Here is a 23,663-nt window from a genome sequence, read left to right on the forward strand (position 1 = left end):
CGTTGTCGGTGCGGTCCCGTAGCTTGAGGCCATGTTTGGTACAGGCGAGAACTTCCCTCACTTCGGTGAGTCGTCGGCGGTAGGCGAGCCCGCTGCGGGCGTCCAGCCTTACTACGCGCAGCGCGCCGAATTGCTGGGGCATAGGTACGGGAGCGTCACCTTCGAGGAAGTGCATGGCGGGGTGTTGGATCTGCTTCCGCTGGCGCCGGCGAAGGTGCTGGACGTAGGTGCTGGCAGTGGGCGGGACGCCGTGGCACTCGCACGGCGCGGTTACCAGGTGGTGGCGGCGGAGCCGGTCCGTGAGCTTCGGGCGGTCGCGCAGAGCCTCAACGCGTGCGAGGACGTCCGTTGGGTCGAGGACTCTCTGCCCGCGCTGTCCCACCTGCGAGGGTCTTTTGAGCTGGTGCTGCTGTCGGCTGTGTGGATGCACCTGGCGCTGACCGAGCGTGGGCAGGCGATGGAGCGGCTGGCCACGCTGCTGGCTCCGGCGGGGCTACTGGTCGTCTCGCTTCGGCGCGGAGTCCCGCCGACAGACAGGGTGATGTTCGATGTGCCCGCGGAGGAGGTCGTGCGGGACGGGGAACGGGCGGCGCTGCGGTTGGTGCGACTGGTGGAGGAGGGCGCGGACCGGCTTGGCCGTGCCGAGGTGTGGTGGCAGACGGTTGCCCTGCGCAAGGGGGGCGAGTGAGCGAGCGCGAGTTCTACGCCCAGGATTCCTCGGCGCGCGCGTCGTGGCGGTTGGCAGTGCTGATGGGTGCCAACTCGCGCACCTATAAGTTCGCTCTCGGGCAGGCCCTGCTGGAGTTCGGGCGGACCGGGCGAGAGGAGATCCCCCTTGCCGAACTCGCCACTGCCTACAGCCTGGGCCTGGTGCAGCATCTGGTCCAGGACCCACAGGCGCCGCAGACGGTGGAGCTGGGCGAGAAAGACTTCCTCACCGTCGCTGAGCAGGAGAGAGCCGCGACGCTGCAGGCCGACCGGCCCACCGAGCGTCTGCTGGCAGCCGCAGTGCGATCCATGCCGATGATGGTGATGCAAAAGTTCCACAATCTCCGTGGTGAAACTGCAGTGCCCCACACCTTCTACGAGCTGGCAGGGACGGGACGGCAGCGTGTCGTGCGCCTGACTCCTGACCTGCTGCGACTGGCGGGCTCGGAGCAAGCCTTGACCCTAGCCGCGGAGTTGGGTGCGCGCTGGAGCATCGTGGAGAGCTCCTTCGCTGCCGGCGTCGGGCGCAGCCTCGTCGAGGAGGGTGTCAGGGTCGACTGGGACACCCTTAAGATCACCGACAAACGCCGACGCCGCTCGGTGACCGGCATCGTTGACGCCACGGTCGGTTTTCAACACGGCCGCTGCCTGATCTGCGGCGATGTTCTGGCCCCGGGGGAAGCCATAGCCGTCGACCACGTCTTCCCGTTCTCCCTGATGCGTCGCTTCGACAGCGTCGGCTCTTGGCACGGTCCAGATCTGGACGCCCTGTGGAACCTTGCCCCCGCACATGCAACCTGCAACGGAGCCAAGAGCGACCGACTGCCCACCCGGGCCGAACTCGCCCGCCTCGCGGCCCGGAATGACGCAATCCTGCAGTCCCCCCATCCCCTGCGCCGCACACTGCAACTCAGCCTGAGACACGCCTTGCCCGGCCAGAAAGTGCCCTCATGGACCGAGTTCTTGGGATCGGTTCAGACAGCATTCTGAGTCCGACTCAAGGAGGCCCGGGCCCATCACGGACGGCCCGCACGGCTCAGAAGTGATCGCGGCGGATGAGCATCGCTCCAGGAGTTCGCTCCGAACGGCGAACTAGGCCCGGCGGCCCCGCATCGGCCGGTCGCGACGTGGCCGCTCACGTACGTGCTTCTCCACTGCTGTCTGCCATCGTTGATGTCGGCCATGGATGTCAGCTGCTGCGCAGACCCGGGTAAGGACGTGGCTTCGAGCCACCCCTGCACAGGCGGACCATCGGTCACTACCGAATCAGCCCATCTAGGCTGGCGATAACGTCTCTAGCAGCCCGTGCGAAGTCATCCCGTGTTCGTTCAACATCGTCGATCGCAGTCTCCAAACCCGCGTCATAGTCGAATTGTGAGACCTCGCCGCGCAGTACCGCTTGCAGGAAGTGCCGCAAGTCTCGAGCAGCTCCCCAGACGTTGACGGCTTCCCCTGCCACAGCCGAAGGCCCAACCAGATCGACACGCGCCTGAACTTTGTAGAGCGCATGCACACCCGAATCAAGATCGTCGATCAATCTACGCAGGACGGGCTCATCCGGCGGCTGTATCACCTCCGGCGCGGGTGGATCATCTTTGTGGGCGATCGTGTGGAGGACCAGGTCAAGAGGCTCCGCGGCTTCGATGAAGGCCAGATACGTCTCCCGCCGCTCAGCTCGCAACTCCTTAGCGTGGTCGACCTTGCCTTGGTCCACTGCCTGGCGTCGAGCGGCCCCGTACGCCAGCAGCGCCGTGCCCAGAGTCCCTAGCACACCTACACCAGCGCCCAGCACGGCTGCTAGCCCTTGATCCATGGAGCGAATGATGCCTAGGTTGGCGCAAGGACACTATGGCTTTCTGAATACTGCCTGGTCGGTTGGGATGGCGGTTCTCTCCTTAGCTGTGTACGGCCTGCGGTCGCCTGCGAGGTTGCCATTTCAGAGCCTGAGCGCTCCCTCTGGACGGTCGGGCCGCGCGCGCCTGTGCCCTCATATGAGCGGCAACTGCCAAGCGTCAGCCTGAGTTGAGCTAAGGCTTGCTTGGCCTTCGGCCGCTGAATCTTCTACGGTGTGCACTCGGCCGCTGTAAGTTGGATTGATGAACACTTACCTGGTCACGCTCCCAGTCGACTTCGATAAGGAACCTACGAAGGACTACCTCAGCGAACTCAACTCAGCTCTCGCCGGCTATGACCCTAGGCAGAAGGACGGCGAGCTCTTCTGGACCCGCAGCGCTGACACAGGCACTCACACGATCCGGCTGGTTGTGGAAGCCGATGACGAGAGTTCAGCACAACGGCAGGCCCTCAAGATCGCCAACGCGGCCCTTCTGGACACAGGCCACACCGTGCTGTCGGCTCGGATTGATGACCGATCCAGCGACGTTCGGCCATGGACGGCATGACCTGGCACGGCCTCGAACTCCACGCCGTAACGGTGCGACCTCTTCGTCCCGAAGCAACTTGGTTGGGAGGTGCGCCTTGAGTTTGTGGGCCCTTCACCTGCGCAGATGGTCCGCAGACGTTTGTGGACGTCCGCCGTTGTGCGTCTGCGTTGTCACGCAGTTAGACACTCATCGCTCAACGGTCCATCGCCGACGAGTCCGTTGTCAGTGCCCGCGTCTATGGTCTCAAGCGCGCGGTCGGCTTCCGGGGGTTCCAGCTCTGAAGGAAAGGGTTTCATCCCCGGCCTGTCTGGGGGTGGCTCGGGGACACGTCCGGGACCTAACCGACGGCCGGGCTTCGTCGATGGCCATGAGATGACCTGCCAGCGCCGGCCGCGCAACCCTCCCGCGTGGGCGTGGGCGCGGGCGGGCGCACGCCTCCCAACTGTGGTGGTGGGGCGCGGAGATGCGTGCAGGGGCGTTCACCTGAGTTCATGCGCGGCTGGCCACCGCGATGGGGCGGCTTCTTGGTTCCGATGAACGGCCATGAACGTCGCTGAATGAGACGGAAACTGAGACGGCGGCTCACGGTTGCCCGGTGCGCCCTCACCTGGGCTCATGGTCAGGCGAACCGGCTTGCCGCGAGTAGCATCATCCTTCCTTACAGTCCGAATCGTTGGACGGCGCGGTGAGCTTCGATCCCATCAGCACAGCTACGACCAAGGCGAGCGATCGAATCGCGGGCTGGTTCCTCGACCGCGCGCAGGCCGCCATAGCCTCTTTGAAGGCAGACCACACGTCCATTGAGCGCTGCTCCGGCATGCAGAACGCCTACGGCTATCGCTTCAGACTCCGGGTAGGTATTGCCCCTAATAGAACCGCCTTGCCACTGTCGATCACCGAACGAGCGTCCCGAGCGTATTCGGTTGCCGCATTGATCTTTCGCGATGCCGAGAGATGCGTCGACTACGCCGGCAATGAACTCGTACGCATCGAAGTCCGCGAGAACGCCATAGCTGGAGAGCGCTTCATTCACCAACTCGAAGTTCACCCAACCGGCCTGGTTGACCTGCAATGGCGCCTGAACTGCATCGCAGCAGAAGGCAGGAACGACCCACTGCCATTGCGAGAGGTTCTTGCAGTAGTCCGTCGCATGCACCACCTCTCCAGAACCTCGGCCTTCCATGGCCTCCATCAGCCAAGGCGGTTCGAACCGCGTCGTCGGGTGGACTGGCGCTTTGGCATATCCCCACGTGCCGTAGATCCTGTGGGCGTTAGCTTCAACTGGGAACGGCTCGATGTGCCGGGCTCAGAGTCCTTCCGCAGGGCGGAGCGCATCTATTCGGCCCCCAGCACGGTTACGCTGCTGACCGTCTCAGGGGAGTCAAGCCCTCATAGCCTGTTGAGGACGTGCTCATACCGTTCCTAGAAGAATTCTTCGCTTACGCAGGCTTCCTTGATGCAAGCACGTGCACTGCAGCCACGCTTGCCACCGGTTGGTGAAGGCGCTGCGGACATCACGGTAAACCGATCCGCGCTCTCAACTTGGGGCTTCCGCGCACTCCGTGGCTTACATGGGAAAAAGGATGAGACGGATCAAGCGTCACCATGTGACGGAAGCCCACGGGAACGCTGCCGGAGAGCGTTTAGGTACTCCAGGTACTGCGGCATCGGTGGAGGCAGATCCTCGCCTCGCATGAAGGCGGAAAGGATTGCCAACCCCTCCTCGGATCCGGACAGGTAGAACTCGATCAACCTGGGAATCCTTTGATCTGGTTCCTGGTGTATCTGTGACGAGGCAGCCAGCAAGCGAAAGACCTCGTCGAGTCTTCGGACCAAATCAGGAGTACCGAGAATCAGCATGCCTGAGGCTCTGGCGGCGTGTGTGTGTCGGACAACGCGATTGACCAACTCGATAATCTCGCCCTCTGTAGCTCGCTCATGCTCGCCCAGAAAGTCCATCACGCTTTGCTGCAGCTGCAGCAACTCGCTGAGCGTCGTCTCCTGGGCGGCTCTGGAATAGCCCTCTTGCCGCTCTCTGCGGGCCGTCTTGGCGGCATGCCGCTGTTGGAGCCAGCCGCCCAGCAGTGCACTCCCAGCGCCAACAAGGGCGCCCCCCAACCCCGCTAGACCGCCGATCCATGCCGCTGTCACCTCTGCGCTCATAGGCAGCATCCTGCCGGGCCAGCATGTAGCGGGCCAGGGCGAATGACCTGATGCTCGTCTGGCAAGGCTGACAGGACGAGACCTCAGCTTGGGAAGCTCCGGTCATCTACCGGTGACTTACTGGGGTGACCTGCAGTGAAGCTGCGCCAGAGCCGGGCTGGCCGGCGAAGTGATTCCCCGCCATTCCCCGCGCTTCCCCGCACGATCTGGCACGGGTGTGGCACGGGAAGCTTCTGGTCGGTAGGTCTGTAGGCAACGGCGGTGCACCCTGATGGCTGAGGCATAGCCCGATTGCCTACGGGACTACCGCGGCCTCAGCCGTGACGGGCTCGGGCGCGTGTTGCGAGGGAATCCGTGCCTCACCCCGCTTTGTCTCCTCGATCAGGTTCCGGAGTTCGTCAGGCGTTGGCCACGGCGCGCGGCGGTGGATCATCCGGTGACAGTTCGCACAGATCAGCGCGAGATCACTGAGCTTCGTCCGCCCCTCGCCGGCCTCGTGCAAGGGCACGACGTGATGACACTCGATGTATCCCGTGCCCCGCGGGCCGTACGTCGCCTCGAAGTCGAAACCGCATGCCTCACAGGCGAGGCGGCGGCCCTGGCGCAGCACGGCGTCAATCTTCCTCCTGCGCAGCCCCTTGTCCCGCTCACGACTCTTGTGGCGGCGTATCAACAACCTGCCCTCGGGTGCGCTGTAGTCGTCTTCCTCCTCGACCCCTGGCGGTACGGCCTGGAATTCACCTGCGGTGAGGCCGTCCCGGATCTGCTGAGCCACCTTCGTCATCTCGGCCGGCCGGGCAAGGAAGTCGTTCAGAACTGCGACATCGAGCGCGTTGCCGTTCGTCGGCTTCCCGGGGTAGTCCGGGTGTCGGCACGTGATGTCGACGGTCTTGCGAGCCACGCCGTTGGGATTCCGGAACAGCTCGGTACGTACTTCTTCAGGATGGATCGGCATGGTCTGTAGCAGTGCAGACAGCTCGATCACCCGCGGGTCGTTGTACTCCAGCCGCTTCCAGTCGTTGGCCATCGCCAAGTCGCAGGCGAGGATGATCTCGTCACGCGTCCAGTCGGGATCTCGGGACGAACGGATCACGAAGCCGAGCCGGGCGAGCCACCTGGCGGCGTGCGACCTTCCCCCGCTCAACTCATCCGGCCTCAGCGCTCGACCTTGATCGAACTTGTGGGCCACTCCGGCGATGGCCTTCGAGTCGTACGTCCGGTCCTCGTGTACCAGGAGGTACCCCGTCGCTGGCTTGTACCCGTACTCGGCCAGGAACCGGTCACGGCCCCACTCGTCGTACTCGGCGATGGCCTTGAGAACACCGTCTAGGGTGATCGCACCTTTGCGCATGACGGGAGCGTAAGGGTAGGCACTGACAGTCTTGGCCTACATCTGGCTTAGAACTTGGCCTAGTTGACTCTCCGTCGTGGTGCGCTCCCGGGGAAGCTGCCGCAACTCCACGCCTCCCCCCCCGACGCAGCAAAAGACCCCAGGTCCAGACGGCCCAGGGGTCTTCGCAACTGTGGGGCTAACAGGATTTGAACCTGTGACCTCATCCTTATCAGGTCGATCATGAGGGGCCGCAGGGTCGGATGAACGGGCTGTGGCCCTCGGCTACCCGTCCGCAGGGGTGCGGCGCAGGCCGCCACCGTGCGGGCTTGTTGGTGTCAGGCGCTGGTGTCAGCCCACACAGGCGCCCTCGACAAGACGACGGTGTTGCGCTTTGCCCGCGCCTCGGAGAGGAGAGCGAGGGCCGCAGCGAGCACCACGAACAGATGAGCAATCACGGTAGCGATCACGGAGACCACCTCCCCTTCGAGCCAGACAGCCAGCATGAACAGGCATGTAGGTGTGAAGAGACTGAACGCGACTTCCCGAATCCAAGGTGCCCAGCTGCGGCCTGCGATTCCGCCTTTGCATCGCCCCGACATCGGATGACTCCGAGAGGCCGGCGAAGCGCAACACCGTCCCAGCGAGCCTAGCGGAGGTCGCCCTGTGGCTTCGCGGCCTTTCCTCAACTGCCGCCTGCCGCCTGCCGCCTCATGATGATCGCTGGGGCAATGACGTAAACATCGCACTCCCGCACGCTTGTGGTCCTCAACTCTGCTTCACTGATCGGCACCTGCGCCGGCACCCGGAGTACCGTCTCTGAGCAGAGGGAGAGCCGTCGTCGACTGTCGTCATCCGCCATCGTCGGTCGCCCTCGGACGGCCCAGAGACGGCCCGAGCGGGGGTGTCGCGGTGCGCCCCGCGATGCGAACTATGGGCAAGGCGGTCGCTGAGGTCTCTTGGCCTCGTGAACGCAGCGATAGCGAGCGTGGAAGGTCATCGGCGGCCGAAGCGGTTGCTGTACTTCACTGCGGTACAGCACAAGCTTCGGGCCTCATCACAAACCGCTCATGCGTTGTCGACGCGGTCGCAGTTTGGCCTTGCGGAAGTTGGGCGTGGAACTGGGGAAGGATGCCGGAAAGAAGGGGACCCTGATCTCCCTTGTCAAAACATCGACAAGGAAGACGGCGATACCGCCGTCGTAGTGGTGCCACCGGTAGCCGTGGGGCTCGTTGATGGCCAGGGGCCATGTTTCCGGGGATGCTGTCGGTTCCCGGACCCAGTAGATACGGTCCCCGTTGTCCGAGCCACCGACTGGGATGAGCATCTCTTCCGCTGCGGGCAGTTCGCTGCCGGCCCGTCGCATGGAGCTCAGATTCACCAGGGCGCGACTAATCTGGTTCTGAAGATCAGCGGTTGGGAGTGTCGACATCGGCTGCCAGAGTCCGAGGAACGAGTCGAACGACCCCAGCGGATAGTGGGTCATCAATTCCCTGTAGTCGCCTGGAAGGGTGTACCCGAGCTGGGACTCCAAGAACTCCCACTCCACCACTTGCGCTGAAGCGTCGGGCGGACAGATCTGTAGAAGTCGTTCAATCGGTGACATGACCGTCATTTCACTCCTAGCCGACACCGGGTAAGACTGCCTACGCGGATGCCCCGGCCTTGTCTGTTCGTTAGATCGATCGCACCAAGCGATGACCTGTGTCGGTGCAACCAGTCCTTCTGGTTTGGAGGTCTGGCCTCATCCTTATCAGGTCGATCGCGGGGGCCAGCGACGTCCACCAACCGCGCCTGCGCTTCGGTCGATCGTTCATCGAGGTCCGGCCTCGACCGCCCCTGTTCGCGCTTGTTGGTGTCAACCACTGATGTCAGGCATCGCCCTGTCCGCTGATCCAGTAGAGGCTACGATCACGAGGAGGAGGACTGGGGGCGGCGGATGCGGCGTGGAAAACTGATAGCATACCTGGACCAAAATAAATGGGTACAGCTTCTAGTTAAGGACCAGGGGGCGTATCCCGGCTCGGGTTCAAATTATGATTTGCTGCGGAAACTAAAAGAGGCCGCAGATGTCATATTTCCCCTTTCGGCGACGCACTACCTAGAGACATGGCATCGGTCTGATTGGCAATCCAGGTGGGCGCTTTCGTCTGTAATGCATGACCTGTCAGACTTCACCACCGTAGCTCCGGTTCAGAGGCTACAAGAGGCCGAAGTGGCTTGCGCCGTTTTACGAAAGCTGGCATCCCGCAAGCTGCGCCCAATCCCTTCGAAAGGTCTAATTGGGTACGGGGTAGATCATGCCTTCGCTTCGAAATATGGGCGGTTTCGCTACGTCGAAAGCATTGAGACGGAGGGCGCTCCTGAGGGGGCGCCTGTCGATCCGGGTGATAGCAGGGTCGATCGGATTCGAGAGCTGGCGAACGAATGGGAGTACCAGTGGTACTCGCTGGCATTCCTGCCGATATCAGGGGACGAGTTTGGCCCGGACAGGGTCGGGCAGCACCGTCGAGGGCGTAGATTCGCCGAGGATGAGGCAGCGAGAAGAGCCCAGCTACATGCAGCGGGCGGCAAGGAGATGCTTGCTCGCACTCTAATAACGGAAGACTTTAATGACCTGCTTGATGACATAAATGAGATTTGCGAGATCGCTAACGTGGATCCCCACGGCCTCCTGGAGCGGCGGGAGGACATCTATTCGTTCGTTCTCGACGTGCCGACCAGGCACGTGTACCACACTCTGCGCTCCTCACGCTATATGAATCCACAGCAGGCGTGGCATCAGCACGACTTGGCCGACTTCCTGGCATTGGCTGTCGCAATTCCTTATTGCGATGTGGTAGTGACGGAGAGGCATTGGAGGCATGTGGCAATTCAGGCCGGCTTGGACAAGAGGTATAACACGCAGATTCTGCATAAGCTGGATGATGCTGTTGCGTTGCTGCAGTCGCTGACGGACCACTGAATATGAGCCCTCAGGTGGACGGTGCAGAGGACTCGGCTTGAGTTGATGAAACAGGGTTGCCGGGATCTAGTCCGGTTGGGCAGTGACCGACTACCTGCTTCCGCCTCAACCACTACCTTCCCCAGCTTCCATCCCGTCCGCCGTCGACCCACACACCGTGGAGCGGGCGTGGTTCAGGGCGTCAAGGTGGAGCGCGCCACTGTACGAACGACCTTGACGCCCTGGGCCGCGTCTGCTCGGCTCTGCCTGGGTCGGCGGTGGACGGGATGGAAGCTCCCCGCGCACGCCGCTACGAACCCGCGGGTGGAGACGGCGCCCCCTCCACCCCGGTGCCGGCCGATCCCCCGCCGGAGGCATCGTCTTTGACCGCGGGCCGCTCTTTTGCGGTGATCGACTCATGGCCTCCGGCCCTATCCACATGGGGGCGCGCGTCGGCGCAGCGCGGGCAGAGCGGGCCGAAGGCAGGAGCGTCGCCCGCAGCGGAGCCGGGAAGCGCGCCCGGCGGAGCGGAGCGCAGCCGGGGCTTGAACCCGTGAAGAAAGTTGTTACTCAGGTGTCGTCTGGGATGCGCCACAAGGGCGCGTCGTACTGCTCCGGCTGGCTATCGATGAGCAGCTGCCGCAAGTCGTCGCGCTGAGAGCCGCTGAAATTCAGCGCCTCAGCGATGCGGCGGAAAGTCGTATGGCTGACGCCGCGGGCTCGGGCTTCGTGCTCGAACTCCTCGAGCTGCGGCCAGATAGTCACTGGGTCCAGCTTGGCCGGCTGCCGGTCGTTGAGCCACAGGGCCTTGTTGCGCTCGTAGTCGATTTCCGACGAGCCGCAGATCTCGCGGCTATGAGCTTCGGCCTCATCCAGGTGCGCCGTTGCCATGATGGCTCGGGCCAGCTCGTTGCGGCTGATGGCGTCGTCCAGGTCGACCTCGTGCACCCGCGGGCTCTCATCCGTGAGCGGTACGGGGAGTCCTGCGTCTCGGATCTCGCATGTGCCTCGTACGCCCCGGGCCGCTGCCGCAAGGAGGGCCGTCGCTTCGGACGGGTGCCACTCCAGGACGGCGCTGATCGCGTCTGTGTCACTTGCGGTGAAGGTGTGGACGACGGCGCCCAGCACGTCCCCCAGGTCTTCCGGCTTGAGCTCGCCGTCCATTCCCGGACCCGCGACCAGGAGTCGCACCGGTGCGTTCACCTGGCAGCATGCGGCAAGCGTGAGTGCGTCAGCTAGTGGGCTCTTGAGTGTCGGCTCGTCGCCCCGCGCGAGGATGTCCCCACCGACGTCCAGGAGGTCGATCGACTCGGGCTCCATGTGGCTCACGAGGTCTTCGAGCTGATGGGTGAGGCCTTCGGCGCCCCCGGACGGGTCGAGTAGCGCCAAGGTGTGCGGGAGCTCCGCTGCGAGACGGGGGAGCGTGGAGCCTGCGGGCGCGATGGGACGGGCCTCTGCCGGCACTGCCCAGACGGCCGGGGTGAGACGTCGCAGGCCGGTGAAGTCATCGGGCCGCCTCGGGCCCGGTAGCGGGTCGATCAGGAGGCGGTCCCACGCGTACGTGAAGATCACCGCCTGGTCCTCCCCGCCGTAGAGAGCGGCGTGGAGCATTGCGGCGGCGACTGCGTCGCCCCCTCCTCCTGCTGCGACGATCAACCGCGTCATGCGTTCAGACTACGGGTTCACAGGTTGGCCACTCACTCTATAGTGGCCAAAGGCCATAGCCACTTGGACTAGGAGGGGAAGATGCCTCAGATCGAGGAGGCGCAACCGAAGTACCTTCAGATCGCCCACTACATCCGTGACCAGATCCTTCGGGGCGACCTGCGCCCGGGGGACGAGGTGCCCTCGGAACGACAGCTCGCCGTGGACTGGAAGGTGTCCCGCCCTACGGCAGCGCGGTCACTGGAGGCATTGAGCCATCAGGGCCTGGTCGAGAAGCGTCAGGGCTCGGGGACCTATGTCCGCAGTCTCGAAGTGAACCGGCGCGCAAGGGAGTTGTACGGACGGGCACGGCAGACTGGGAAGATCTATACGCCCGGGGAGTACGCGGTGATTACTTCGGCCGGCTGGCTGGAGGCACCGGACTACGTGGCCGAGGCACTGGGTCTGGTGAAGGATCGTCGAGCTGTGCACCGCCGTCGCGTGACGAACAACCAGGACGGTCCGATCACGCTGTCCACATCCTGGTTTGCTCCGGAGGTCGGCCAGCGAGCGCCCAAGCTCACGGATCCGGAGCGCATCCAGGAAGGGACGCTCATGTACGTCGAGCGGATGACAGGCCGTCAAGGTAGCTACGCCGAAGACCGTATGTGCGCTCGGGCTGCAACGGACGAGGAGGCGGATGATCTGCGGCTGGAACCGGGATCCGCGGTCCTCATCGTCCATCACGTCGTCTTTGACCTCCAGGATCGGCCCCTGGAGTTCGCCGAAGCCACCTACCCGCCGCACCGCTGGGCGTTCGAACAGGGCTACCCGCTCACCTGACGACTCGCCAGTTATGGCGAACCGCTTGCACGCCGCAAGTGGCTAATGCCACTATCCAGAAAGTGGCTAAGGCCACCTGAAGGAGAAGGGGGCACGATGTGACGAGTCGTCGGCCGGTGCAGGGTGCGCGATTAGCTTGCCGGGGGTGTCGGGGGCGTGGCTGGAAGCGCGTCGGCTCTCGGACGGAGCTGGCGCTCTCCACGGCCAACGACCGCAGCCGTGCCACGTTGAAGCGGCACTGCCTCGACTGTGACGGCAGCGGCAAGGAGTGAGCACCCATGGCGTACACGATCGACCGATACCCGTGCCAGGACTCACCGCGACTCGGAGCGATGACCTTGCACCCTGTTCCGGAGTCCGTGCCGCGGGCCCGGCGCTGGTTCCGGAAGTTCATCGCTCCTCACAACCCAAACTGCTCGGTCGACGACTGCGCGCTGATGATCTCCGAGCTGGTGACCAACGCCATCAGCTACGGCAAGTCGGATGACCCCTGGCTGGTGCGGGTCGAGTGGTTTCGCGAGGGGACCTCGCTCCGGATCGAGGTGCACAACCCGGGCTTTCCGGCGAACGTGCGGCTGCGGCACCCTGAGGCGAACGACGCACACGGGCGGGGGCTGGTTCTGGTCGACTCCATCGCCGACTCGTGGCACTCGGGGCCCAGCCACTTCGGTGGAACGGTCGTCTCCTTCGTGGTGGCCGATGCTTGGCCGGCGTGATGGGATAGCCCACCTCTTCTACTGTCGGTGTGCAAGTGTCGCTAGTCTGGTTGACCAGTTGACTTGGCCAATCCCGACAGGCGGCGTTCATGGCGTATGAAGTGGAGCCACCGAAGTACGTGCGCCTCGCGCAGACGCTTCAGCGTCGTATCGAGGACGGCACCTACGCGCCGGGTACTCGTGTGCCGAGTGAGAACCAACTGGTGCAGGCCTTCGGGATGTCTCGCCCGACCGTCGTCCGGGCGCTGGAGCTGCTGAAGCGGGACGGTTGGCTCGAGTCCCGGCAGGGGTACGGCACGATCGTCCGCGGGCGTCCGGAGATCGTCGAGCACAAAGACCGGCGGGGGCGCGAGGCGCTGGAACGCGACGAGTCGCAGGATGCAGGCCGGCTGATCGAAGTCGGGCACGTGGCTGTCCCGGCTCGGGTCGCTTCTGCGCTTGGCCTCCCGAAGGGGGCCGACGTGCTCGTGCGTCGCTTCCTGGTCGAAGAGGGCGGCGAGTCTGTCGAGTTGGTCTCGTCGTACTTCCCCGCCGGCCTGGCCGAAGGCACTGACCTGGGTTCCGATAAGCCCTTGAGTGGAAGTACCCGCGAACTCCTCGAGGCGCGCAACAAGGTCCGCTTTGATCACGTGATCGAGCGCGTGTCGGCTCGGCTGCCCGAAGAACGTGAGGCCGAGCTATTGGGGTTGCCGGACGGCGTCCCCGTTCTGAGTGTCCTGGTTATTGCCTGCGACGCCTCTGGTCGGTCCTTGCAGGTCTCCGACGTGCTTCTACCGGCTGACCAGCACGAACTCGAAGACACCTACCGCCTCAGCTGACAGTGCCCTTCGGGCGAATCGCCGTCGATAGCAGCTTGACAAGTCAACCTGACAACTCTAACTTCGAACTTGCTAAGTCAACCTGTCAGGTCGGCAGGTTGATCGACTCCAAGAGGGAGAATCCCTGTGCGTGTGATCCGCATCGACGCCTCTGCCGCCACGATCCTGCTCACAGAGGCCCCGGCGCCGAAGGTGCGCGACCGGCAGACCGGCGAGATCGCCAAGGATGCGTTGACCGGCGAAGCGCTGATGACCGTCGGCGTCGTCTACATCGACGAAGGGGAGTCGTCGCTGATCCAGGTCACCGTTCCGACAAGCGGAGTGACCGAGGGCCTGACCGTCGGGGCACCGGTCTCGCTTCCGGGCCTGGTGGCGCGGCCGTGGCAGAGCGTGTTCAACGGCCAGGAGCGACACGGGATCGCCTACCGGGCGACCGCCATCGCTCCGGGTGCCTTCCCGATGGCCCAGGCGGGCTGATCGCTGTGACGGACCTGGTGACGTTGGCGGAGCTGGGCAGCCCGCTCGCCGTGATAGGCGGCGCCGCCTACGCCCGGCACGCCTCCCCGGCGGCGTACTGGTCCACGGTCGGGCTGCCGCTCTCGGTGGCCCGGCTGCTGGCCTCGTACTCCTCGACCATGGACGCCTGCGGCCTGGCCGTGGAGCCGTCCCGGTGGCGGGCTCTGGCTGTTCGGGCGACCACCCGCCGGGAGGTGCGGCCGGTGCCTCCTCGTCGGGGCATCATCCGGCCTACATCGACTGGTCTACGCATGCGGCTCCGGCTGGTTCCTGGACAGGAGCCGGCGGACGTGGCTGCTTCGGCCGAACGACTTCGGCATGCCTGGGGCGTCCACGCAGTTCATGTGCGGGACGTGAAGCCGGGTGTCGTCGAGTTGCGGCTCGTCGGCTTCGACGTCCTGCGGAAGGTGAGGATGCCCCGTCGCTCCGGCAGTCGCCCGCTTGAGGTGCCCGTGGCGTTACGGGAAGACGCGACCGCCTTCGTGCGGGACTACCGGACCGTTCCGCATGAGCTTGTGCTCGGTGCCACGCTTTCGGGCAAGTCCATGTACCTGCGGAACCTGGTGACCGGGCTGGCTAGTCAGCCGGTCGTCCTGGTCGGCATCGACTGCAAGCGTGGGGTCGAGCTGGCGCCTTTCGCGCCACGGCTCTCCGCCCTGGCAACCGACCCGGATCAAGCGGCTGAGCTGCTACCCGTGCTCGTCAAAGAAATGGAGGACCGATACGACCTGATCAAGACGCGACAGGGCATCAAGCCTGGCACAGCTGAAGAGCTGATCACATCGGACATCTGGGGACTGCCGGAGGACGAACGCCCCGCTCCGCTAGTGCTCGTCATCGACGAGATTGCCGAGCTCTTCATGGTCGCCACGCGGAAGGAGGAGGAACGGCGGGATGAGATGGTCACCCAGCTCATCCGGCTCGCCCAACTCGGCCGGGCCGCCGGCATCTACCTCGAAGTCTGCGGGCAGCGCTTCGGTGCCGAACTCGGCAAAGGCGCGACCATGCTCCGAGCGCAACTCACTGGTCGTGTCTGCCACCGCGTGAACGACGAAGCTTCGGCGAAGATGGCGCTTGGCGACATCGCTCCTGAGGCAGTCCAAGCGTCCTGCGCCATCGCTCCCGAGCTGCCCGGCCTGGCGGTCGTCGGCGACACCTCCGGCGGCTGGTCCCGCATCCGTACTCCCTATCTCTCCCTAGCCGACGCTGCGGCCACCTGTCGTGCGACGGCTCACCTCGCGCCTGACGTCCCGGCGCTCAATCCCTTCCGGCCCTTCGTGCCGCCACTGCCAGGTGCGGAGCCTGACTCCGTGGCCACAGCTAGTCCGGTCACCGAGTAACCGCACTCACTCCCAGGGCTAGCACGGCATCTCGTGCCAAGTCCCTACCCCCTCCATGCCTGGAACCGGAAGGAGTCGCGCCGTGCGTGCCCTGCCCATCCGTCTCGACGCCGTACTCGTCCAAGCGGCAATCGCCGCCGCGCTGTCCTTCGCCCACCTGCACGATCTGGCCTCGGCCGCCGGACAGCACGGATGGAAGGCATGGGCCTACCCGGTCTCCGTCGACCTGCTTCTCGTGGCTGCCTGGCGGCGGCTCCGGTGCGGTGGGGCGAAAGCAGCCGGCTGGTGCTGGTTCCTTGTCGCCCTGACGGCCTCGCTCGGCGCCAATGTCTCCACGGCCGGGCTGCTCGACCTGGGCGCCGTACCGGCCTGGCTGCGCATCCTCGTAGCCGGATGGCCCGCGGTCGCCTTCCTTGGCGGAACGCTGCTCGCTCACGGTGCAACCTCCGTCACCCGGGCGGAGGGGCGCGAGTCGGCCACGGATCCCATGGCACCAGAAGCTTCCGCCTCTGCCCCTCAATTGCCCGCTGCAGAGCCGGAACCGGCTCCGCCCTCCGCTTCTGCGGTTCCGCCGGCGCTCATCACACTCGCGCGCAAGGTCGCCGACGAACACCGCACCCGGACCGGAACACCGATCGACATCTCAACCCTTCGAGCCCGGCTCGGCGTTCCGCTGCCGCTGGCCGAAGCCATCGCCACCCAACTCACCTGACCCGGAGGACTCTCCACCGTGCGCCCGTCCACGCTCCGCGCGCTGCAACGCGCCGCCGAGCTGACCCGACAGAACCGCCTCACCGAAGCCGTGCTCATCGCCGAGCCGGTGATCCTCGCCGCCGACAGCTACGAGGGCGACGAGATCTTGCGCTGGCTGGCCGAGCACGCCACCGACTTCACCGGCGTCAACCCGAAGGAGACCCGTTGATGACCACCAATCGCCGCTTCCGCAACGTCACCCGCATAGGGCCTGTTCAGGTTGCCACCTACTACGACGGCCGGGGTCGTGAGAAGCACACCGCAGCCTGCACGGCTCCTCGCTGCGGCTTCGCCACTGACTACGACAGCCGTGCCGCCGCCGAGCTGGCCGCCCGGACCCACCGCTGCGCCGTCCGCTGAGGGAGCTCCCGTGACCGTCTCACTGCCGCTCGTCTTCGTCCTGGGCGTCATCACCTGGGCCGCGATCAAGTTTCTCGGTGTGCGGCTCTGGGTCGCCGTCGCGATCGCGCTGTTCGGCTTCTGGCTCTCGCACACCTTCCTCGCCCCCGCCATCGAGTCCGGCACTCGCTCCGGTGTCGGCGTCGTCGACAGCACCCACAAGTGACAAGGAGGTACGCCGTGCTCCGTCCCAAGCTGCCCGACATCCCGACCCTGCCGACGACCGCCATCGCGCCTCAACCGACGCGGGTCCCGCCCTCCTCGGCCGGCCGCTCGGCCACCCCGTTCTTGAGCGTCGGTGTCGGCGCGGTCGCCGCCGTGGTCGTCGTCGGAATCGTGCTCACCGCGCTCCTGGCGGCAGTCGCCGTCTCGGCCGTGTCCGTGGCCATCGCCGCCGTGATCCTGCGCTCCCTCGTCAGCAGCGCCAACAAGCGCTGACCGGCCGCCGGGGCGGCAACAAGCCGCCAAGCATCCCGCCGCCCCGGGGCCGTCCCTCTCAACCGTCGGAACAGCCGAAAGGAACTCCCATCATCTCCCGGCAGACTCCGCCGCTGGCGGAACTCTCCATGCTGGCCTCCCTCGGCACCATGCCCGAACTGGCCCGCCAACTGTCCGGACTGGGTGGCTGTACCCGCCCGGTACGCCTCGACGGCCACCGCACCGAACATGCGGTGGACCAGACGACCGGCGAAATCGGCCGCGTCCTCCACCACCTGGACTCCTCGGCCCTGCCCGCCGGTCAGCTCCTCGTCCGCTGCAACAACCGCCGCGCCACCCGGTGCGCGGCCTGCGCCGAGACATACCGTCGCGACACCTACCACCTGATCACCGCCGGACTCCGCGGTGGCAAAGGCACCCCGGAGAGGGTAGGCACACACCCGCGCGTCTTTGCCACCTTCACCGCCCCGAGCTTCGGCCCGGTCCACAACCGACCCTCCGGCGGCCGGAACTGCCGTTGCGGCATCCGGCACGAGGAAGGTGACGCCGTCCTAGGGACGCCACTCGACCTCGACTCCTACGACTACGAGGCGGCCGTGCTGTGGAATGCGCACGCAGGGGCACTGTGGCGGCGATTCTCGATCTCCCTCCGCCGGGAGGTCGCCAAGCGGGCCGGCCTCACTCAGCGAGCATTCCGGCACCACGCCCGGATCTCCTTCGCGAAGGTGGCCGAGTACCAGAAGCGCGGTGCCGTCCACTTCCACGCAGTGATCCGCCTTGACGGTCCCGAGGGTGGCGACTCCGCTCCTCCCTCATGGGCCACCGCCGAGCTGCTGACCGATGCCGTTCGAGCAGCTGCCACCACGGCGCGTGTCGGCGGGCCGGTGATCGATGGACGGTCCCATACCTTCGTCTTCGGCCGTCAGCTCGACGTCCGCACGATCCGATCCGCTGACGTCGACGACGGCCAGGAGCTGACCGAGCGGGCCGTAGCGGCGTACATCGCCAAGTACGCCACCAAGGGAGCAGAGACCGCGACCGGCACTCTGGACCGGCCTATCAAGTTCCTGGCTGAGCTGGCGCAGGTCCAGATCAGCGAACACTCACGGCGGATGATCCGCACCGCTTGGACCTTGGGCGCCCGTGCCGAACTGGCAGAGCTCCGCCTGCGGGCCTGGGCTCACATGCTCGGCTTCCGCGGTCACTTCTCCACGAAGTCCCGACGCTACTCCACCACCCTCGGCGCCCTCCGCGATGCCCGCGCCGACTGGCGCCGGGCCCAAGCTGCACCGCCCATCCCGCAGGACGGCGAGACCACGCTCGTCCTCGCGCACTGGGTCTTCGCCGGCACCGGCCTGTCGAGCGCCGAAGCCTGGCTTGCCGAATCCCTCGAACCGGCCCCCGGAACGGAAGGAGAACCGACATGGACGCCCGCCGCGACGAACTGATGACTGTTCGCCAAGTCCTGGCCGAACTGGGCGGCGTTTCTCGACGGACGTTTTACCGCTGGCGCGAGCTGGGACAGGGGCCGGCCGCGTTCAAGCTCCCCAACGGCGAGCTTCGGGTCTGGCGTAGTGACTTCGCCTCGTGGCTCCGACAGCTGGAGGAGGCTGCGTAAAGTCTCTCGATGTCAAGGTCTGGGGCGTACGTAAGCGGGACACCAAGACGCCGTCGTACGGAGTGCGCTGGTCTGTCGCGGGCAACGTCTTCTCGGACTCGTTCCGTACCAAGGCGCTCGCTGATCACTACCGAGCGAAGCTCATGAGTGCCATGCGGGGCGGCGAAGAATTCGATACGGAGACTGGTCTTCCGGCTTCGATGGAACAGAAGAAGTCGCCGTTGTCCTGGTACGACTTCGCCCTCAAGTACCTCGCGATGAAGTGGCCCCATGCTGCGCCCAATACGCGCGACGGCATCAACGAATCTCTTACCAGCGTGACCATGGAACTTCTCCTGGAGCGGGCAGGGCGGCCGTCCGATGAGGAGATCCGTAAGGCCTTACGCAACTGGGCCTTCGTGCTTCCAGGGCCCAAAGACCGGGAGGTTCCGGATAACGTTCGGAACGTTCTGCACTGGGTGGCAAAGGCCTGTCGGCCGCTTGCGGATCTCGCCGAACCGGCAACTGCCCGTGCGGTGCTCGACGGGCTGAAGCTGAAGCTCGACGGCACCGCGGCAGCCGCCGAAACCGTGCGGCGGAAGCGGCGGACTCTCGTCAACGCCGCTAACTACGCGGTCGACCTGGGGGAGCTTCGTGAGAATCCGATCACGGCGGTTCGCTGGCAGAAGCCGAAGGTCTCGAACCAGGTCGATCCGCGCGTTGTCGCCAATCCGGAGCAGGCACGCAACCTCTTGGCGGCGGTGTCCTACGTGGGCGGCTACCGGCGTGCTCGCGGCCGGCGCCTCGTCGGACTGTTCGCGGCTATGTACTTCGGTGGCCTCCGGCCCGCTGAGGCGGTCGGCCTGGTCGAGACTGACCTCGTCCTCCCCAAGCAAGGCTGGGGATCGGCGCTGCTCCACCGAACCCGTCCTTCGGTCGGCAAGCAGTGGACGGACTCGGGGGAGACCCACGACGACCGCGGGCTCAAGAATCGACCGAGCGAGGACGTTCGGCGTGTACCCATGCCGCCCCAGCTCGTCGCCGTGCTGCGCGAGCACCTGGCCACGTTCGGCACGGCGGAAGACGGGCGGCTCTTCTTCAGTGAGAAGGGTTCGGTCGTCCCGTCCTCGACCTACTACCGAGTGTGGCAGGAGGCTCGGCTCCTGGCGCTTCCGCCGACTGTCGCGGCCTCGCCACTCGCGAGCAGGCCGTACGACCTTCGGCACTCGGCGCTGTCGACGTGGCTCAATGCCGGAGTGGATCCCACCGAGGTTGCCGAGCGCGCCGGCAACAGCGTTGAGGTCCTGCTGACCCGTTACGCGAAGTGCCTCGACGGACGGCAGGACGTCGCCAACCGGCGCATCGAGGACCTGCTCCGCGAGTACGAGTGAATTCGCTCGAACGTGTCTGAGGCCCTTGGCACTGCCAGGGGCCTCGTCGTTTGCACAACGCGTCAACGAGAACCGGCGCCCTGGTTGCGCTCTGCGTCGAGCAGGCGCTCAAGATTTCCCCTCGCGCTATTGAGCGCCGTGAGCATTTGCCTGCGAGTCTGCTGGAAGTGGGGGTCGACCTCAACACCGAGATCATGTCGCAGGGTGACCCGTAGCAGCCACACACCATCGGAAAGCGGGCCGCTGAACCATGCCTTCGCCCGCTTATAAGCTTCGTTGTGGTCAGGACTGCTGGGCAACTGCTTGACGACTGAGTAGCCGACTCCAAGTGCCCTGTTTAGCTTTGAGGCTACTTCCAGGACGTCCTTCGTCAGCGCCATCTGCGCGTGAGAGTACTGGTCGGCCCAGGCTTCCTTAGCAGCGTCGAGAACCGCCGGTTCGCTGTTTTCACCGCGCTCGGCTGCCTGGACGGCGTCTCGGGCAGCGACACGGTACGCGCGCGCCGTCGTGTTCAAATCGGCGTAGAGATTGCGCTTGGTTTGCAGTATTTGCTCGCGTCGGTCCCGTTCCCGTTCACGATCAGCACGCTCGTCTTGCTCCCTACTAGCGCGCTGGCTGAGTACTGCCCCACCCAGAGTTCCGCCCAGTGTTCCTCCGACGCTGATGAGCGTGACTGCAAGCGTGGTCACATCCACGAGGTCCCCCCAACTCGTCCATTCGCTGACCCACCGGCTGCTGGCCGCGACTGTAGAGAGCACGACATCCCGTCGGTCATGCTCGCCGTCCGCAGCATGGTCTGAGACCGGGACGAAGATAGCGAGAAGCAGGCCTGTCTGGCTTCAGCGGGTGGCTTCACCTGCGGTGATGCCCGTTTCCGCTGGTGACGGGGGTCTTTGGGCACCTCATGCCGGGTGCTCCCGGCAGGATTCGAACCTGCATACACGGCTCCACTGGCCCAGACGGTGCCGGCGGAGCATCGGTGGATCGAGCTCTCCGACGGTCGCGCCACCGTCTACGGCGTGTGTCCGCCAGATCCCTGTCAACGGTGCCGTATCGCGCACCGGCTGGCCTGCTCGGCACAACGGCTACCCGACCTTTGGCCGTGGTTGACGATGCTGCGAGGGGAGAACGGGCGGCATGTGGAGCGGCAGTTGCAGGTGGACCCGGAACCGCCAGAGTCTCCGGAGGAATGGCCAGATGCGGGGTAACGGTTACTTGGGGCGGACGTGCAGCTGGCGGGCATCGACTTCCGGGTGCCCATCAGCCTTTAGTGGTGTGACCACCTCAGGTCAAACCTGTCCGTGATTCCGTAAACAGCTCACCGAGCGGGGAAGGTGAGTCGCAGAACGATCTCGCCGTCGTCGATCTCCCCGGTGGGCTCGAACCCGAACTTCTGGTAGAAGGGCCACGGCTCGCCGTCGCCGGGCTCGTAGCTGGTCAGCAGCTCGGTGGCGCCGTCCGCGCGCACCAGGGTGGCGACCTGCGTGAGCGCCTCTCGGCCGATCCCTCGCCCCTGGTACCGCTTGTCGACGAGGAGGCGCCAGAGGAAGTGTCGCCCTTTGTATGGACCGGCCGGCGGTTTCCACGACAGCATCACGAAGCCGACTGGCTCATCGCCGCGGTACACGGCGCGGTACCAGGGATTGGCCTCCGGTTTCTTCGCCGCCTCCTTGAGGGAGTGGGACACGGAGGCGACGAATTGCTTCTGGTCACGTCGGACGCGGAGGGCACGGACGGCATCGCGGTTGTCGTCGGTGATCTCCCGTAGGTGCACGCTCGGGGATCTCATGCCACACCCCTTCCGCATCCGGCAGCTGCGCCGTCCCGGCCTACGTGAAGAGCCGATACCGGGCGGCTTTCCCGCGCATCCGCGTTGTCGAGGCCGCCAGGTCGGACGTCTTCGCAGCGTATTCGACCCAGGCGATCTGGAGCGGGACTGGCACGCCGGGCTGTGACCGCGCCCAAGGCAGCTCCTAGGAGAGCAACCTGGCCTGACGCGGCGATGCGCATGCGCAGGCCCCTTCGTCAGTTAGATGGGCTGACCTGCTGGGTAATCGCTCGGCCGCGACCGGCTCCCCGTCGACCCGCGGACGAGCCGGATGCCGCAGTCGCAGGTGATCGCGAGAGGTTTCCCTCGAAACCTACCGAAAGGCTATTGACTTATGCCATCTGGCGTGCATCGTGATGAGTAGGCCATAACACCGAAAGAGTTGCAAAGTCGATGAGGACGTCTAGCCGGCTGGTGACTTGGACAGGATGTGGTTCAGGCCCCCAGCAAGCCGGCGCGATACCGAGGCAACAGTGACGGCTGAAGCTTCAGGACACGAGCAGTACTACTGGGGACTGTTTTCTGCCCTCAAGGCGCGGCCACTGCACTGTGCTCTACCGCGACGGTCAGCCGACCGAGATCGGCTACTGCGGGGCACCGCCGATGAACCGACCCTCAGGCCCCTGGACTTGTCCCGGGGCCTTGCCGTTTGTCGGGGCTGACCTGGGCAGACGCCTCAAGATCCCGTCCACGCCTCGTCCACAGACCCCGGCATACGGCCGCTCCGGGCCGCACATGCCTGCACATACGCGAAGACCCCGGCCTCAGCGTTTCCGCTGGTGACGGGGTCTTTGGGCACCTCATACTGGGTGCCCCCGGCAGGATTCGAACCTGCGCACACGGCTCCGGAGGCCGTTGCTCTATCCCCTGAGCTACGGGGGCGTGTCGGGCGCTGAGCTGCTTGCTCGCGGCGACGTGTAGAACCCTAGCAGGTCTTCTGGGGTGATCAGGAACAGGTTTCCCGGGGTCGGGTCGGGGTGCGTCCCCCGCGGGGGTTGGAAGTGGGGAAAACCCGGACGCGGTGGCCGGTCCGGACCTACTCTCGAGTTGTGCCAGGCGCGTCGGGTCGGGTGCTTGTTGTCGACGACAACAAGGTCATCCGGCAGCTGATCAGGGTCAACCTCGAGCTGGAGGGGCTTGAGGTCGTGACCGCGACCGATGGTGCCGAGTGTCTCGATGTCGTGCATCAAGTGCGACCCGATGTCGTCACCCTCGACGTCGTCATGCCTCGTCTTGACGGGCTCCGGACCGCCGCTCGGCTTCGTGCCGATCCGCGTACCCATCACCTTCCTCTCGCCATCATCAGCGCCTGTACCCAGCAGGAGGTCGAGACCGGGCTCGACGTCGGCGTCGACGCCTTCCTCGCCAAGCCCTTCGAGCCCGCCGAACTCGTTCGGCTCGTCAAGCAGCTCATCGAGCGCAGGCCCAGCGACAGCGGAGTCGGGGGAGGCAGGGGCGTAGCGAAGCAGGGCGACCGTGGTGGTGATGACGGTGATGGGGACGGTGACGCCGAGGAGCATGGGGATGGTGAGGACGACCGGCCCGGTGGGCCTGTTTCCTCCCGCGGTGTCTCCGGTGGAGTTTTCTGACCCCACCGCCCCTCCTCCCGCGGCCCTGCGCGATCCTCGTCGCCGGCGGATGCGTCGTTGCCTGCCCGGTCTGCCGACCTGAGCGCCGGCGCCGCGCCGACCGCTGTGGCTTTCGCCGGGCTTCCGGCACCTCCTTCGACGCGTTCTTGCGGCTGTCTCCTATCTTCTACGGGTGAGTAGTGCGCTCGGCCCGCACCTCCACCTCATCTCACCCCGCAAAACCACTTCGCGAACCCCCCCCCCCCCCCCCCCCCCCCCCCCC

The 23,663-nt window shown here is 65.5% G+C and carries 28 protein-coding genes and 1 tRNA gene; 19 read left to right on the top strand and 10 right to left on the bottom strand.

Going from position 1 to position 23,663, the window contains the following annotated elements; all coding sequences use genetic code 11:
* The first annotated feature begins 31 nt into the window (after positions 1 to 31).
* Together V7E45_RS02495 and V7E45_RS02500 are read left to right on the top strand one after the other, a co-directional pair.
* Positions 32 to 688 (top strand): class I SAM-dependent methyltransferase, encoded by a 657-nt coding sequence (locus V7E45_RS02495; RefSeq protein WP_333772373.1) that lies wholly within the window; start codon positions 32 to 34, stop codon positions 686 to 688.
* Entirely contained in the window at positions 685 to 1,698 is a 1,014-nt protein-coding gene (locus V7E45_RS02500; RefSeq protein ID WP_333772374.1) for an HNH endonuclease, read from the top strand. The genes V7E45_RS02495 and V7E45_RS02500 overlap by 4 nt, the downstream gene beginning before the upstream one ends.
* A gap of 268 nt (positions 1,699 to 1,966) precedes the next feature.
* Here V7E45_RS02500 and V7E45_RS02505 read toward each other — a convergent pair whose 3' ends face one another.
* Entirely contained in the window at positions 1,967 to 2,521 is a 555-nt protein-coding gene (locus V7E45_RS02505; RefSeq protein ID WP_333772375.1) for a hypothetical protein, read from the bottom strand.
* A gap of 283 nt (positions 2,522 to 2,804) precedes the next feature.
* On the opposite strand from V7E45_RS02505, the gene V7E45_RS02510 reads away from it, so the two are divergent.
* Positions 2,805 to 3,110 carry a hypothetical protein gene (locus V7E45_RS02510; protein WP_333772376.1) on the top strand — a complete coding sequence of 102 codons (306 nt, stop codon included), beginning with the start codon at positions 2,805 to 2,807 and terminating at the stop codon, positions 3,108 to 3,110.
* 640 nt (positions 3,111 to 3,750) lie between these two features.
* Here the strand turns inward: V7E45_RS02510 and V7E45_RS02515 are convergent.
* The 5 genes from V7E45_RS02515 to V7E45_RS02535 form a co-directional block, all read right to left on the bottom strand.
* Positions 3,751 to 4,284, bottom strand: a complete 534-nt coding sequence (locus V7E45_RS02515) for a hypothetical protein (protein WP_333772377.1) — start codon at positions 4,282 to 4,284, stop codon at positions 3,751 to 3,753.
* A 401-nt stretch (positions 4,285 to 4,685) separates the two neighbouring features.
* A complete protein-coding gene (locus V7E45_RS02520) occupies positions 4,686 to 5,255 on the bottom strand; it encodes a hypothetical protein (RefSeq protein ID WP_333772378.1) in 570 nt (189 codons plus the stop codon).
* Between the two features lie 295 nt (positions 5,256 to 5,550).
* Positions 5,551 to 6,606: an HNH endonuclease gene (locus V7E45_RS02525; protein ID WP_333772379.1), complete on the bottom strand. Its 1,056-nt coding sequence runs from the start codon at positions 6,604 to 6,606 to the stop codon at positions 5,551 to 5,553.
* A 317-nt stretch (positions 6,607 to 6,923) separates the two neighbouring features.
* Entirely contained in the window at positions 6,924 to 7,091 is a 168-nt protein-coding gene (locus V7E45_RS02530) for a hypothetical protein (protein ID WP_161201058.1), read from the bottom strand.
* Positions 7,092 to 7,642: 551 nt separating this feature from the next.
* The gene (locus V7E45_RS02535) at positions 7,643 to 8,071 is read right to left on the bottom strand and encodes a hypothetical protein (RefSeq protein WP_333772380.1); all 429 of its coding nucleotides are present in this window, start codon (positions 8,069 to 8,071) and stop codon (positions 7,643 to 7,645) included.
* Positions 8,072 to 8,524: 453 nt separating this feature from the next.
* Here V7E45_RS02535 and V7E45_RS02540 point away from each other — a divergent pair, with 453 nt between their 5' ends.
* Positions 8,525 to 9,550, top strand: a complete 1,026-nt coding sequence (locus tag V7E45_RS02540) for a hypothetical protein (protein WP_333772381.1) — start codon at positions 8,525 to 8,527, stop codon at positions 9,548 to 9,550.
* Positions 9,551 to 10,099: 549 nt separating this feature from the next.
* Here V7E45_RS02540 and V7E45_RS02545 read toward each other — a convergent pair.
* Positions 10,100 to 11,194 (bottom strand): DUF1152 domain-containing protein, encoded by a 1,095-nt coding sequence (locus V7E45_RS02545; RefSeq protein WP_333772382.1) that lies wholly within the window; start codon positions 11,192 to 11,194, stop codon positions 10,100 to 10,102.
* A gap of 81 nt (positions 11,195 to 11,275) precedes the next feature.
* Here V7E45_RS02545 and V7E45_RS02550 point away from each other — a divergent pair, with 81 nt between their 5' ends.
* From V7E45_RS02550 to V7E45_RS02610, 13 genes are all read left to right on the top strand, one after another.
* On the top strand, positions 11,276 to 12,016 hold the full coding sequence (locus tag V7E45_RS02550; RefSeq protein ID WP_333772383.1) for a GntR family transcriptional regulator: 741 nt from the start codon (positions 11,276 to 11,278) through the stop codon (positions 12,014 to 12,016).
* Positions 12,017 to 12,294: 278 nt separating this feature from the next.
* On the top strand, positions 12,295 to 12,732 hold the full coding sequence (locus V7E45_RS02555; RefSeq protein WP_133920316.1) for an ATP-binding protein: 438 nt from the start codon (positions 12,295 to 12,297) through the stop codon (positions 12,730 to 12,732).
* Between the two features lie 89 nt (positions 12,733 to 12,821).
* The gene (locus V7E45_RS02560; protein WP_333772385.1) at positions 12,822 to 13,550 is read left to right on the top strand and encodes a GntR family transcriptional regulator; all 729 of its coding nucleotides are present in this window, start codon (positions 12,822 to 12,824) and stop codon (positions 13,548 to 13,550) included.
* A 126-nt stretch (positions 13,551 to 13,676) separates the two neighbouring features.
* On the top strand, positions 13,677 to 14,027 hold the full coding sequence (locus tag V7E45_RS02565) for an SCO3933 family regulatory protein (protein WP_123436669.1): 351 nt from the start codon (positions 13,677 to 13,679) through the stop codon (positions 14,025 to 14,027).
* Positions 14,028 to 14,032: 5 nt separating this feature from the next.
* Entirely contained in the window at positions 14,033 to 15,406 is a 1,374-nt protein-coding gene (locus tag V7E45_RS02570) for an FtsK/SpoIIIE domain-containing protein (RefSeq protein ID WP_333772386.1), read from the top strand.
* 82 nt (positions 15,407 to 15,488) lie between these two features.
* The gene (locus tag V7E45_RS02575) at positions 15,489 to 16,118 is read left to right on the top strand and encodes a DUF2637 domain-containing protein (protein ID WP_333772387.1); all 630 of its coding nucleotides are present in this window, start codon (positions 15,489 to 15,491) and stop codon (positions 16,116 to 16,118) included.
* 18 nt (positions 16,119 to 16,136) lie between these two features.
* Positions 16,137 to 16,328, top strand: a complete 192-nt coding sequence (locus V7E45_RS02580; RefSeq protein ID WP_333772388.1) for a hypothetical protein — start codon at positions 16,137 to 16,139, stop codon at positions 16,326 to 16,328.
* Positions 16,328 to 16,519: a mobile element transfer protein gene (locus V7E45_RS02585; RefSeq protein ID WP_333772389.1), complete on the top strand. Its 192-nt coding sequence runs from the start codon at positions 16,328 to 16,330 to the stop codon at positions 16,517 to 16,519. The genes V7E45_RS02580 and V7E45_RS02585 overlap by 1 nt, the downstream gene beginning before the upstream one ends.
* Before the next feature lie 10 nt (positions 16,520 to 16,529).
* The gene (locus V7E45_RS02590) at positions 16,530 to 16,724 is read left to right on the top strand and encodes a hypothetical protein (protein ID WP_333772390.1); all 195 of its coding nucleotides are present in this window, start codon (positions 16,530 to 16,532) and stop codon (positions 16,722 to 16,724) included.
* Positions 16,725 to 16,738: 14 nt separating this feature from the next.
* Positions 16,739 to 16,996 (top strand): SpdD protein, encoded by a 258-nt coding sequence (locus tag V7E45_RS02595; protein ID WP_333772391.1) that lies wholly within the window; start codon positions 16,739 to 16,741, stop codon positions 16,994 to 16,996.
* 128 nt (positions 16,997 to 17,124) lie between these two features.
* The gene (locus tag V7E45_RS02600; protein WP_333772393.1) at positions 17,125 to 18,444 is read left to right on the top strand and encodes a replication initiator; all 1,320 of its coding nucleotides are present in this window, start codon (positions 17,125 to 17,127) and stop codon (positions 18,442 to 18,444) included.
* On the top strand, positions 18,420 to 18,614 hold the full coding sequence (locus tag V7E45_RS02605; protein ID WP_125214118.1) for a helix-turn-helix transcriptional regulator: 195 nt from the start codon (positions 18,420 to 18,422) through the stop codon (positions 18,612 to 18,614). The genes V7E45_RS02600 and V7E45_RS02605 overlap by 25 nt, the downstream gene beginning before the upstream one ends.
* Positions 18,615 to 18,814: 200 nt before the next feature.
* Positions 18,815 to 19,984 carry a tyrosine-type recombinase/integrase gene (locus V7E45_RS02610; protein WP_333772395.1) on the top strand — a complete coding sequence of 390 codons (1,170 nt, stop codon included), beginning with the start codon at positions 18,815 to 18,817 and terminating at the stop codon, positions 19,982 to 19,984.
* Between the two features lie 62 nt (positions 19,985 to 20,046).
* Here V7E45_RS02610 and V7E45_RS02615 read toward each other — a convergent pair whose 3' ends face one another.
* Positions 20,047 to 20,679, bottom strand: a complete 633-nt coding sequence (locus tag V7E45_RS02615; RefSeq protein ID WP_333772396.1) for a hypothetical protein — start codon at positions 20,677 to 20,679, stop codon at positions 20,047 to 20,049.
* A gap of 216 nt (positions 20,680 to 20,895) precedes the next feature.
* On the opposite strand from V7E45_RS02615, the gene V7E45_RS02620 reads away from it, so the two are divergent.
* On the top strand, positions 20,896 to 21,192 hold the full coding sequence (locus V7E45_RS02620; RefSeq protein ID WP_333772397.1) for a DUF6083 domain-containing protein: 297 nt from the start codon (positions 20,896 to 20,898) through the stop codon (positions 21,190 to 21,192).
* A gap of 110 nt (positions 21,193 to 21,302) precedes the next feature.
* Here V7E45_RS02620 and V7E45_RS02625 read toward each other — a convergent pair whose 3' ends face one another.
* Positions 21,303 to 21,773, bottom strand: a complete 471-nt coding sequence (locus V7E45_RS02625) for a GNAT family N-acetyltransferase (RefSeq protein ID WP_333772398.1) — start codon at positions 21,771 to 21,773, stop codon at positions 21,303 to 21,305.
* Between the two features lie 849 nt (positions 21,774 to 22,622).
* Positions 22,623 to 22,694: transfer RNA gene (locus tag V7E45_RS02630), tRNA-Arg, on the bottom strand.
* A gap of 119 nt (positions 22,695 to 22,813) precedes the next feature.
* Between V7E45_RS02630 and V7E45_RS02635 the strand changes: the two genes are divergently transcribed.
* Positions 22,814 to 23,401 carry a response regulator gene (locus tag V7E45_RS02635; protein WP_333772399.1) on the top strand — a complete coding sequence of 196 codons (588 nt, stop codon included), beginning with the start codon at positions 22,814 to 22,816 and terminating at the stop codon, positions 23,399 to 23,401.
* Positions 23,402 to 23,663: the final 262 nt, after the last annotated feature.

This window comes from Streptomyces sp. IBSBF 3136, from assembly GCF_036815105.1.
In the GTDB taxonomy this organism is placed as follows: Bacteria; Actinomycetota; Actinomycetes; order Streptomycetales; family Streptomycetaceae; genus Streptomyces.

Bases quoted from the DNA above. Each gene is read 5' to 3' on its own strand.
- V7E45_RS02495 (WP_333772373.1), top strand. From the start codon at position 32: ATGTTTGGTACAGGCGAGAACTTCCCTCACTTCGGTGAGTCGTCGGCG.
- V7E45_RS02505 (WP_333772375.1), bottom strand. From the start codon at position 2,521: ATGGATCAAGGGCTAGCAGCCGTGCTGGGCGCTGGTGTAGGTGTGCTA.
- V7E45_RS02510 (WP_333772376.1), top strand. From the start codon at position 2,805: ATGAACACTTACCTGGTCACGCTCCCAGTCGACTTCGATAAGGAACCT.
- V7E45_RS02515 (WP_333772377.1), bottom strand. From the start codon at position 4,284: ATGGAGGCCATGGAAGGCCGAGGTTCTGGAGAGGTGGTGCATGCGACG.
- V7E45_RS02520 (WP_333772378.1), bottom strand. From the start codon at position 5,255: ATGAGCGCAGAGGTGACAGCGGCATGGATCGGCGGTCTAGCGGGGTTG.
- V7E45_RS02525 (WP_333772379.1), bottom strand. From the start codon at position 6,606: ATGCGCAAAGGTGCGATCACCCTAGACGGTGTTCTCAAGGCCATCGCC.
- V7E45_RS02530 (WP_161201058.1), bottom strand. From the start codon at position 7,091: ATGCTGGCTGTCTGGCTCGAAGGGGAGGTGGTCTCCGTGATCGCTACC.
- V7E45_RS02535 (WP_333772380.1), bottom strand. From the start codon at position 8,071: ATGACCCACTATCCGCTGGGGTCGTTCGACTCGTTCCTCGGACTCTGG.
- V7E45_RS02540 (WP_333772381.1), top strand. From the start codon at position 8,525: ATGCGGCGTGGAAAACTGATAGCATACCTGGACCAAAATAAATGGGTA.
- V7E45_RS02545 (WP_333772382.1), bottom strand. From the start codon at position 11,194: ATGACGCGGTTGATCGTCGCAGCAGGAGGAGGGGGCGACGCAGTCGCC.
- V7E45_RS02550 (WP_333772383.1), top strand. From the start codon at position 11,276: ATGCCTCAGATCGAGGAGGCGCAACCGAAGTACCTTCAGATCGCCCAC.
- V7E45_RS02555 (WP_133920316.1), top strand. From the start codon at position 12,295: ATGGCGTACACGATCGACCGATACCCGTGCCAGGACTCACCGCGACTC.
- V7E45_RS02560 (WP_333772385.1), top strand. From the start codon at position 12,822: ATGGCGTATGAAGTGGAGCCACCGAAGTACGTGCGCCTCGCGCAGACG.
- V7E45_RS02585 (WP_333772389.1), top strand. From the start codon at position 16,328: ATGACCACCAATCGCCGCTTCCGCAACGTCACCCGCATAGGGCCTGTT.
- V7E45_RS02600 (WP_333772393.1), top strand. From the start codon at position 17,125: ATGCTGGCCTCCCTCGGCACCATGCCCGAACTGGCCCGCCAACTGTCC.
- V7E45_RS02605 (WP_125214118.1), top strand. From the start codon at position 18,420: ATGGACGCCCGCCGCGACGAACTGATGACTGTTCGCCAAGTCCTGGCC.
- V7E45_RS02610 (WP_333772395.1), top strand. From the start codon at position 18,815: ATGGAACAGAAGAAGTCGCCGTTGTCCTGGTACGACTTCGCCCTCAAG.
- V7E45_RS02625 (WP_333772398.1), bottom strand. From the start codon at position 21,773: ATGAGATCCCCGAGCGTGCACCTACGGGAGATCACCGACGACAACCGC.